12 protein-coding genes are annotated in these 9,620 nt (G+C 51.8%); all 12 read right to left on the bottom strand.

All coding sequences use genetic code 11. From position 1 onward, the window contains the following. Nucleotides 1-315: an HNH endonuclease gene (locus GY33_RS20500; RefSeq protein ID WP_084185060.1), complete on the bottom strand. Its 315-nt coding sequence runs from the start codon at nucleotides 313-315 to the stop codon at nucleotides 1-3. A gap of 76 nt (nucleotides 316-391) precedes the next feature. Continuing rightward, nucleotides 392-1,273 carry a hypothetical protein gene (locus GY33_RS0110050; RefSeq protein WP_035271751.1) on the bottom strand — a complete coding sequence of 294 codons (882 nt, stop codon included), beginning with the start codon at nucleotides 1,271-1,273 and terminating at the stop codon, nucleotides 392-394. Between the two features lie 75 nt (nucleotides 1,274-1,348). After that, on the bottom strand, nucleotides 1,349-1,636 hold the full coding sequence (locus tag GY33_RS0110045) for a hypothetical protein (RefSeq protein ID WP_031387212.1): 288 nt from the start codon (nucleotides 1,634-1,636) through the stop codon (nucleotides 1,349-1,351). Between the two features lie 243 nt (nucleotides 1,637-1,879). Continuing rightward, nucleotides 1,880-2,479, bottom strand: a complete 600-nt coding sequence (locus tag GY33_RS0110040) for an AbiU2 domain-containing protein (protein ID WP_152555159.1) — start codon at nucleotides 2,477-2,479, stop codon at nucleotides 1,880-1,882. Between the two features lie 361 nt (nucleotides 2,480-2,840). Continuing rightward, nucleotides 2,841-3,341 (bottom strand): GNAT family N-acetyltransferase, encoded by a 501-nt coding sequence (locus tag GY33_RS19810; RefSeq protein WP_031387210.1) that lies wholly within the window; start codon nucleotides 3,339-3,341, stop codon nucleotides 2,841-2,843. Between the two features lie 434 nt (nucleotides 3,342-3,775). After that, nucleotides 3,776-4,900, bottom strand: coding sequence for a competence protein CoiA family protein (locus GY33_RS0110030; protein WP_084185058.1), 1,125 nt, complete (start codon nucleotides 4,898-4,900; stop codon nucleotides 3,776-3,778). A 161-nt stretch (nucleotides 4,901-5,061) separates the two neighbouring features. Next, on the bottom strand, nucleotides 5,062-5,919 hold the full coding sequence (locus GY33_RS0110025; protein WP_031387208.1) for a restriction endonuclease: 858 nt from the start codon (nucleotides 5,917-5,919) through the stop codon (nucleotides 5,062-5,064). 191 nt (nucleotides 5,920-6,110) lie between these two features. Further along, entirely contained in the window at nucleotides 6,111-6,590 is a 480-nt protein-coding gene (locus tag GY33_RS19805; protein WP_084185056.1) for a GNAT family N-acetyltransferase, read from the bottom strand. Nucleotides 6,591-6,729: 139 nt separating this feature from the next. Further along, nucleotides 6,730-7,053 (bottom strand): type II toxin-antitoxin system PemK/MazF family toxin, encoded by a 324-nt coding sequence (locus tag GY33_RS0110015; RefSeq protein WP_031387206.1) that lies wholly within the window; start codon nucleotides 7,051-7,053, stop codon nucleotides 6,730-6,732. Beyond that, nucleotides 7,047-7,301, bottom strand: coding sequence for an AbrB/MazE/SpoVT family DNA-binding domain-containing protein (locus tag GY33_RS0110010; RefSeq protein ID WP_031387205.1), 255 nt, complete (start codon nucleotides 7,299-7,301; stop codon nucleotides 7,047-7,049). The genes GY33_RS0110015 and GY33_RS0110010 overlap by 7 nt, the downstream gene beginning before the upstream one ends. 96 nt (nucleotides 7,302-7,397) lie before the next feature. Further along, entirely contained in the window at nucleotides 7,398-8,366 is a 969-nt protein-coding gene (locus tag GY33_RS0110005; protein WP_031387204.1) for a phosphotransferase enzyme family protein, read from the bottom strand. 404 nt (nucleotides 8,367-8,770) lie between these two features. After that, entirely contained in the window at nucleotides 8,771-9,457 is a 687-nt protein-coding gene (locus tag GY33_RS19145) for an acyltransferase (protein ID WP_161788465.1), read from the bottom strand. Nucleotides 9,458-9,620: the final 163 nt, after the last annotated feature.

Raw genomic sequence — 9,620 nt, 5'->3', positions numbered from 1 at the left:
TCAATCTGTTAAACTCCTGTCTGGTTTACCTCCACTTTTCAGGTCAAGACTTTGCCCTTCTATCATTGCTACATTTTTTATCGTTGGCGATTCCTTGTCACGTCCAGTGGTAATGCCAGCACTGTTTGATAGGGCAACCAAATCCTTAGAAGTTGGTTCATCAATTGCCTCGCCCAATTGATTATTGCAAACAACGCAGCAAATGTTTCGTGACATTTTCCTTCCGCCTAATGACGAAAGAATGACATGCTCTCTTGAACCTTTTCCTTCATCAAAATCATTTTTATTACAATAAATACATTTCAACTTTACCATCTTGTCTTTTCCATTTCAAAGTTCTAACGCCGCATTCACCGGCTTGTCCGGTGCAATGCTTTGTTCGGCATATCTCTCACCGTGGCACCTGCTTAGTTATCCGCTCGTGTTCGGTTAACAGATAACCGAGGTAGCTACGGACAAGATTGCAGTACAGCCTTGCATCACTTTGTGTTAGCTCCACACCAGAGTTCAGGTCCAGACCGTGCCGTATACCGCCGCCGGTCGGTGACGAAAGATAACCGTGCACGTTAGCGACCCAGTCCAAAATCCTCTCAAGAGTCGTTCCATGGTGCTTTGCTCGCAAGTCGCGAACGATCTGGTTGAAGTATTTGCCTTCGACTGTGCCGGAATGCGTTTCCACACCACGAAAGGCAGTGGCAACGGTCTCAAGCAGCCAGAGAATCTCTTGTACTGCCTCCCGCGCCCTGCCTTCTGACAGCAACTGCTCAGACCTTTGAAGGGAAAGTTGCAGCACCTCTGCAGCTTTCTCTGCTAGGGTTGGTGCGTTCTGAACCGGCACTACCCCGGCGGTTTGAGTTTCCAGCTGGACAAGATCCTGACCCCGAATCTCATACCCTATATTGTGTTTGCGTAGCACCGAGTTGACGAATGTTTCATCAGGGATCCACCAGTCAGGGCTTCTCCTTTCTAGCGAGGCGGTTGCGTCGAAGAACGCTTCAATGAACAGTGGAGCGTTAGATGCTGCACTGCGCATGTGGTGTTCCAAATCGCTTTGCGCCCATGATTCATTTGAACTTCGCGCATAACTAGATCCAGCCGCCGAAGCAAACTCCCGCTTGAAAGTCTCAAGAACCCCTTGCCGCGAACCTTGCGTCGCAACCTTTGACGCCATCCCGAAGAACTCGTCAATCGCCTTGGCCGGTATCTCCTTGTTACAGAACCGCCCGTCTTCCGGAGGCGTGAATCTCCACGCGTTGTTGAACTTTAGCGCCATGGCACCCTACCTTTGAAACGCCGAACGTCGCTTTTCATTGGGCGCGGCTTTTTGCGATCCGGTGCAAAAGCATTGTTATGTGCTTGCGTTAAATTTGATTCCCAAAAGTATAATTACCCTTATAGTCGAAGAATACAATACGAGAAGCAAACAGAAGGCAAGTGCTGGGCCAAATTGCTCCAATTCTGAAATATCTGATAGACTATAAATAAGCCAGATTAATGAAACTATAATTGATATATAAAAACTCAATTCAGTTGTTTTATCTATACGCTCTAACAACTTATTTTTGTTTGAGTATATTCCAAAAGAAATAGTAAGAATGGCAAGCAATACGAATACAGCGTAAATATCGATAAACATTTTTTCTCCTTTTGGGTTGGCACATAATCGCGGCGCTGACCCGCGAGCACGTCGGATGGGAGCAGGCCGAAGGCCTGGTCACAGCCGGCGCGCACAGTCGGGTCCAGTGCCTTGTTCCGGAGCAAGGCGACGGGACAAGGCACTGGACGAAGTCAGCGCCGCGATTCCCGGCGACGCAGTCGCCGGGAACGTGTGGGTGACCTGCCGGGGAACTGCCATAGCGAAGCGGCGTCAGTTTCCCGGTCATGGTCCACCCGGTGGTTCGGCTCCGCTTTCTCCCCAGAAAAGTGCTGCTATCTCGCGACCGACCTCCTCTGAAGGATGTTTAGTGTCGTTTACCCTACCAAGCATCCTCAAGGAGTACCATTCTACGACTTCAGCAAGATACTCGACGACATCTTGAATCTCCTCCAGATGGAGGCGATTATCAGGATAAAAAGTGGACGAGTTGACGCTCCGCGTTAGGTGGGCAGTCACTTCGTTCCGCCATCTGCTGATTTTAGTAAGGTCGGCCTGTTCCTTCAGGCAGCGTTCATGCTCGCTCACCTGTTGCAGGATATCAGCCTCGTCTTTGACATATTTTCGGATCAGCCTAAACAAGGCAGGAAGTCCTGACGCTTGCCTCGAATTATCGATGAAATGGTTGATCTTCAGGAACAACACGTCGAACAGCCCATGGTACAGACACGATACAAGCTGTGGATAGGGGGCCAAAGAAGCCGACGAGGTTTTGGCTAGGTGGCTGAGACCACACAGAGCATTGAGGTATGCCCACGTCCAGACAAGATTCTCACAGAGCGTGTCGATGGCCTGTTCTATGTTGTTGGCTTGATCGGTGTTCATCATCCCTGCCGAACAGTGTTATTATCCTGACTTCGCAAAAATAACCACCTCTTTCCATCTAAGCTGGTCAATACCGTTCCAAGAAATTTTTGGTTATTAATTTTTCAAATTATTTCAAATCGAAAACTGCACATCAGGGCTTTCGCCGGGCTCTGAGGTCAGCTTTATGCATTGGGCTGAAGTCAGCTTTATGCGGCAATCGTGTGGTCATCCTCCGGGACGGAGCATAAAGCTGACTTCGACGGATAATAATGAATCCTGCAAAACCTCACGCCCAAGCAGTGCATCCCGCCTATCACCCCTACGCTGAAAACATCAAGCCCGAGCCTTGGTCGCTCAATGCCCGGACCGGTCGGCGTCTTCATCCATATGCCTCCGGCTCATCCTGCTGCCTGGCCCCCTCACCAATCCCCATCTCCATCAGCTCAAACCGGATCCCATGCTGTTCAAACAAGGGATGCTGCGGGGCGGTGCCTGGCGCTGGGCCAAAGCCCAGCTTCCTGAAGAAAGGAACCGATGTGTTCCGGGCAATGGCATGCACCCGGCAACAGCCTTGGACCCTGGCGCTCTCCAGCAGGGTCGTTGCCAGCCGTGTTCCCACGCCCCGGCCCCGAGAGTCCGCGTCCACGGCCAGGTGGCGCAGCTCCACCTCGCCTTGGTCGTCCCAAACAGCAACCAGGCCCCCGATGATCCGGCCATCCATCTCTGCCGCGATCACGGTCTCCCGGCCCGGGGCCTTGAATTTTCCGCGCACGTCCCGGTCCAAACCCAGCGGTTTCCACAGGGCCGTCCACAGCAGCTCGTCCAGTTCCAGCGCCTGGGACGGGGACAATGCGGTCCAAAGAAACACATCTTTAGCCATGGCATTATTGAGAAAATTTTATTCCGGCGTTAGCACGGCATTGGGCGGGTGGCAATCATCCCGGAGATGCGTTCATCAGCAGGTCTTGGGGGATACGCACAATCGGGGTCAGGTCTTGCTTTTTAATGTATCCCGTTCTTTATTACTGGCCGATTTGGGGTCGGACCGAGACAATATCCTGAATTGTCTGGTGATATCTCTCAAAACAGGCCGTTATTTTGCCTTAGAACATCCATTTTGCCCCTGTAATGGGTACTAGAAGATTCCGGTTTCGCATAAAGTTCAGTCTGAAGGCTGTTGTCGATCTCAACTTTGCTGATGAATTTATTGTTTCCTTATTCTGTGTCCATGGTCGTAACGAATCGCCCAAATGCCCCGGTTATGAAGCGGTCTGCTTTGTATGCGGCTTTCCGCACAGCCCTCCGATCTCAGTACTAATTCTGCCCATATAATTTTCGGTAACACTCCCTACATTTACATGTATTGGTTTTTCCATTATAGTAGTACCATTGTGTCGTTACACTTCCACACAATTCACACTTAGCTTCCTTGTCAATCTCTGACGGGACCTGACTGTATACGTGTTCATCTCTTTCCAGAGGCATAGTGAAGACATGTTTCTGCTTTTCTTGTTGTAGTTCATGAGCCTGCGACGGACTCAACTCTTTCCAATGACCTGACCATCCTCTTTTTTCTTCAAGCTGTTGCGCTTTTTCCTTTTCTGCCTCTTCTTTCAGCCTTTTTTCCTCTTCCTCGCGCAACTTCTCGTACTCAATCTTCCCTTGCTTCCATTTTTGTAACTGCTCGTACTCATCTGGATGTATCAACTCGCCAGTAGTTTTGCCTAGTACTAAAATTTTTGATATATGATGTTCTTTTCTACGTCCAGAATACAACTGTGGACTGTGTACAGTATGTAAAGCACGAAAAGACGTTAACAATCCGTTATCATGATTAAGATAGTGAAGTGAATAAAAGAGATGATTGTTTTCAAAATTTTGATCAATATTATTGTACTCCGAAGTATGCATAAATTCTCGCTCGGTAGTACTTAAAAATACTTGGCCAGGCTCTTCATCATTTATATTCAACATTTTGTTGAGAAAAATCCAGTTGACTTGTATGCCAAGACGCTCGAAGCATTGCTTCAGTTCTTCTCTCTGCTGTGGTTTGATTTGTGACTCAACTATCCAATAAGCAATTTTATGAGATTTTTTTTCAACCCAGCAATCGACATGACGTTGTAAACTGACATTCTTTAACTCTTTTTCTAATGTGACAAACGAAGAACAAAACTTGCTGATTAGCCATTCATACAATATTGCTCTCGCTGAAAGCAGCGTTGAAGATTCATTTTGAAGAGGACAGTTTTTGATTTGCTTATGTGCAAAGTGCCATTTCCTATGATTACCTGCTCTTACCCTGACTGGTTGCCCGCATCTTTGGCAAACAAGATCATCCTTCCTATCCAAAAAACGTAAGTAATCAATATTATCCTTCCATTCAGGATTTAAGATAATAATGTGTTTACCATTTTGACTGCTCACTGCTTTAAACATTTTTAAGCCGCCAACTATTTCTATTATGGTTCTGTGGGTTGAACTTGAGGTCGACCAAGTCAATCTGCAGAATATCGAGAAATATGCTTTATACCAAACCTTTATTTTGCTTTAGAACGTCCATTTTGCCCCTGTAATGGGCACTGTAAGATTCCAGTTTCTCATGTTTCCTCAACATCCATCGACCGCGTTCCCTTGCACCCAGGAAAGTTGATACACCCCCAGAATTCACGTCCCGCCCACGGACCTTTGCGGGCGGTACGCCTGGTCATTCTCGCCCCGCATTTGGGGCAGTTCGGGGTGTCGACGGCGGTTGGGATGTCGTCGGCAATGTCCTGTTCTGCGACGTTCCTTCGAGTTTGCTCAATCATGCCCAGAAGCTCTTGGCCATTGATCAGCTCCAGATTGAGTCCCTGGGCGAACGTCACGGCATCCGTTGTGTACGTTCCGGAGGTGATGAAAAAACCTCCTGCAGCGCCCCGGGCGGACATGATCCCGTAAAATTCCCGCACCGGCTGGACCCCGACCTTGTACGCCTTCCACTGCTTGCACTGCACCAAATGAACCTCTTCGCCTTTGCGGAGTTCCAAATCAACACCGCCGTCAGGCCCGGCGCCTCCATTTCGGGTTACAGAGAAACCTTGTCGACGGAAGTACTCCGCCACAAGCAGCTCGAATTCCTGCCAAGACATGGCCTGCAGAGTTGACGCTCGTGGCCGCGACTGGACATCAGCGAACAGCTTTTTCTGCCTGTACGCGTTAATGGCCGAGGCAATTCCAGCGAATCCGAATGCGATTGGCAGAATGATCTTTCCGAAAAAAGCCATGTGGGAAACAAGGACGGAGGTAAAGAAATTCGAAAACTGCATCGGGTCGCCAGCAATGTCGGGCAAGGGGCGGGAGGCAATGTAATCAAGAATGACATACGACACTGCCGCCAATATGAAACATGCCCACCAGGGCAGCTTGCCGGCGGCGAGGATGATGTCTTCAAACAGACTTGTTCGTTGGCGGGCCATTTTCACGCTCTTCAGGGTTGGAAAGAATGACTGGCCAGCAGGCGTGTCCTTGAAAGATCAGATTTCCTCCTGTTACTGCCGGAACATGACCAAAGGACACTGTCCTTTCCTTGCTGGGCTTTGTGGCTGCTTATCGGAATGACGAAAGGAGCGCAATCGATTTTCATTTTCTTTGGGCGCACGCGGCCATGTCAACAATTATCCGTCCCCTCACCAATCACCACCTCCATCAGCTCAAACCGTATCCCATGCTGTTCAAACAAAGGATGTTGCGGGGCGGTCCCTGGCGCTGGGCCAAAGCCCAGCTTCCTGAAGAAAGGAACCGACGTGTTCCGGGCAATGGCATGCACCCGGCAACAGTCTTGGGCCCTGGCGCTTTCCAGCAGTGTCGTTGCCAGCCGTGTTCCCACGCCCCGGCCCCGCATGGCCGCGTCCACGGCCAGATGGCGCAGCTCCACGTCGCCTTGGTCGTCCCAAACAGCAACCAGGCCCCCGATAATCCGGCCATCCATCTCTGCCGCGATCACGGTCTCCCGGCCCCGGGCCTTGAATTTTCCGCGCGCGTCCCGGTCCAAACCCAGCGGTTTCCACAGGGCCGTCCACAGCAAATCGTCCAGTTCCAGCTCCTGGGACGGGGACATTGCGGTCCGGAGAATCACATCCTTAGCCATGGCAACATAGCGATTTTCCGAGTTTCTTAAGACAATAATCCGAATTTTCGGATTCCTTGTGCCGAGAATTACAGCATAATTTTCCGGATGGTAACAGGAAGGACCACAGGCGGGACCGCTGGATGGTTATGATTAATGTCTAAAATGCGAACATTCTCTGCAATACCGAAGAAACTTCCAATTGAACCTTTGGATCGATCGTCCCGAGCTTTTTCACTAGGCGTTCCTTGTCTATCGTTCGAATCTGATCCAATACAATGTGACCATGTTTCTTTTTGAACGTGCAGGGAACCCGCGTTGGATAATCCTTGCTGGTCGATGTCATAGGAGCGACGATCACGGTGCGGATATGCCTGTTCATTTCATCCGGCGAGATAATCAGGCAGGGTCTGGTCTTCTGGATTTCGGACCCAACGGTCGGATCAAGACCTACCAGGTAAACGTCAAAGCGTTTGACTACCATTGCCACTCTTCCTCATCCCACGAATGTGAAAGATCACTCCCCACGAGAAGAGGCGCATCATCCGCATTTTTCCGCATCGTTTCAAAAGCCTTATCCCATCCTTCCCGCGGATTTTGAACCGGGCGGATGATGATCTGATTGTTTTTTACCTCCATTTCAACATCGCCGATTATCCCCGTCTGTTCGAGAACAGGCTTTGGGATACGCAAGCCCTGGGAATTGCCTATCTTGACGACATGCGCTCTCATGAGCCACCTCCTGATTTATGTTGCCACATTGTAATTACGCCTTTTAAGCGTGTCAATCAGCAACTTAAAACGCCACCCGCCAGTTCAGATACGCGCTCACCCCGGGCGCACGGGATTCGAGGTTGCGCCGCATGAACACAACAACCCTTCCTCCATCAGCCCGGACAGGAATTTCAGGTAGAAGACTTCGAATTCGATCATCTCCCGGTCGTCGCGACGCAGCCATTCCGCCAGCCAGGGGATGCGTTGAGCCAGGACCATCATCGGCAGGGCCTGCTCGGTTGTCGGTTCGAGCAACCCGTGTTCGCGCAGTGCGGCGAGAAAGGCCCGAACGAACGGGCCGTCTCCGGCTTCCGGGGCCTCCGTGCCCACGCAGCCGATGACCAGAGCCGGATCGTACAGGATGTGCTTGGGACCGCAGAATTCCCAGTCTATGGCCGCCCTGATGTCGCTTTGTCCCCACAAAATATTCTCCGGATGCGGGTCGCCGTGGCTGAAGACCGTGGGCAGCCGCGCGTGAACCAGAGGCAGACCTTCAAGCACCTCCCACACCGGGCGCAGTTCCTGGACAACCCAGGCATGGTGCCTGGCCGCGTCCATTGCAATGCGGCGCACATATCCGGGCAGGTCGAAGCACGGCTCTTCCAGAGGGAGTCCCTTCGCCGCTGCGCGCAGATCGGCCAGGTATCCGGCAAGGGCGCGGCCTCGCCACGATTCTTGCCAATACGTGGCGTGGTCGAGCGGCAGGCTGGGCACAAACGGCGTCAGTTGCCAGAACCGGCCTTGCACTTCCTGAATGGCTTGCCCGTCCGGCCCCAGGCAAGGGGCGGGAACGCGCAAACCGTTTTGGTGGAGACGCTTCAACTGAGCGGCAATACGTCGTTTCACCGGAAGAAACTGCTCGGCATGTTCTTCAAGGACCAGACATTGCCCCTCCTGATCCTCCAGAGCCAGCCGCGACAGACACCGCTCCGGACTCCCGCTCAAGGGGAGTTCAGCGCAGACCCGGCCCAACTCCCGATCCCAGGGACGCAGCACATTTTGCAGGAGAGCCGAATCATGCATGGACACACCTCTTCAAAACTGGCGAAACGGATAACTATACTGCTTGAGGTTGAGTATTTAAATTTGTTGGCGTTCCAAGAGGGCCCTCGCTGTTTTTGGGCTAGCGTTGCATTCATTTTATGCCGCCCTTTCAGGGCTATTATTTTTGGGGGGCGTTTTACCCAGGGCGTTGCCCTGGGCTACGGTAGTTCGCTCTTTCAGGGCTTGTCTGAAGCCCCAACGGGGCGACATATTTATAGCCCAGGGCAACGCCCTGGGTAGATGATGTTAAAACAAAAATAGCCCTGTAAGGGCGGCATAAAGGCGTCATCAGAATTTTTTTTATTGTTTCACCCTAAAACCAGTATATCTGCCCGGTGAATGTACATTGGAGGTGGAAGAAGCGGGCGCGGGCAGACAGGGTGTCATGAGATTGATTCGAGCAATCCCCCGGACGTGTTCCGAAACCTGACGATCCTGGCCGGTATGCCCACGGCCACGGCATAATCCGGCAAGTCCTCGGATACCACTGCCCTGGCCCCGACCACGCAGCCATTTCCGATGCGGACTCCGTCAAGGACGACGACTCCCTTGCCCAACCAGACGTCGCTTCCCAAAACCAACGGTTGCTTCGGAGCTTGATCGAAGCTTCTTCCCGGCATGTCCGATTGTTCAGGGACTTCCCGGCCTTGACCGATGCAACAATCCGGGCCAATCAAGGCGCATGCTCCAATGTGGATGTCGTTCATGGCCGAGATGATGGTGTTGACTCCGATCTCCCCGCGCCGACTGATGACGACGGAACCGGACTTGGCCTGGATGATGCAATTGCGCGAGATGATGACGTCGTCGCCAATGGTGATGCCCGAGGCCCGACTCCCGGACGCGTCGAGCTTGACGTTATCGTCCATGGCGACTCTGTTGCCGAGGGATATCCGATCAGGCCGCCGAAGCACTAGGCCGTGACCGAGGATCAACCCCAAGCCCGCGGATTGAAACAGCCGACGGCAGAAAATTCTGCGAAGAACATAGCCCGGACTTGCCCGAAGACCACTGAACAGCAGGTTGATCAGGCCGTGGTAAAGGAATGGACCGGATTGAGTTTTGCTCATCGTCACGGTCGCACTGCCATGCCCGGCATATCTCTCCAAAATATTCCGCGCTAGTCGCTTTTGCAGCATATTTCCCTCAGAAAGCGCCTTGTTGCTCAGCATCACGGCGTTCCAGCAATGCAATTTTCTGCATGGTTCAACCAGAGCCGATTCGGCTACTTGT

The organism is Desulfonatronum thiodismutans (assembly GCF_000717475.1).
Classification (GTDB): domain Bacteria; phylum Desulfobacterota; class Desulfovibrionia; order Desulfovibrionales; family Desulfonatronaceae; genus Desulfonatronum; species Desulfonatronum thiodismutans.
The sequence above is the reverse complement of the archived record's forward strand: the minus strand, read 5'-3'. Positions and strand labels throughout refer to the sequence as shown.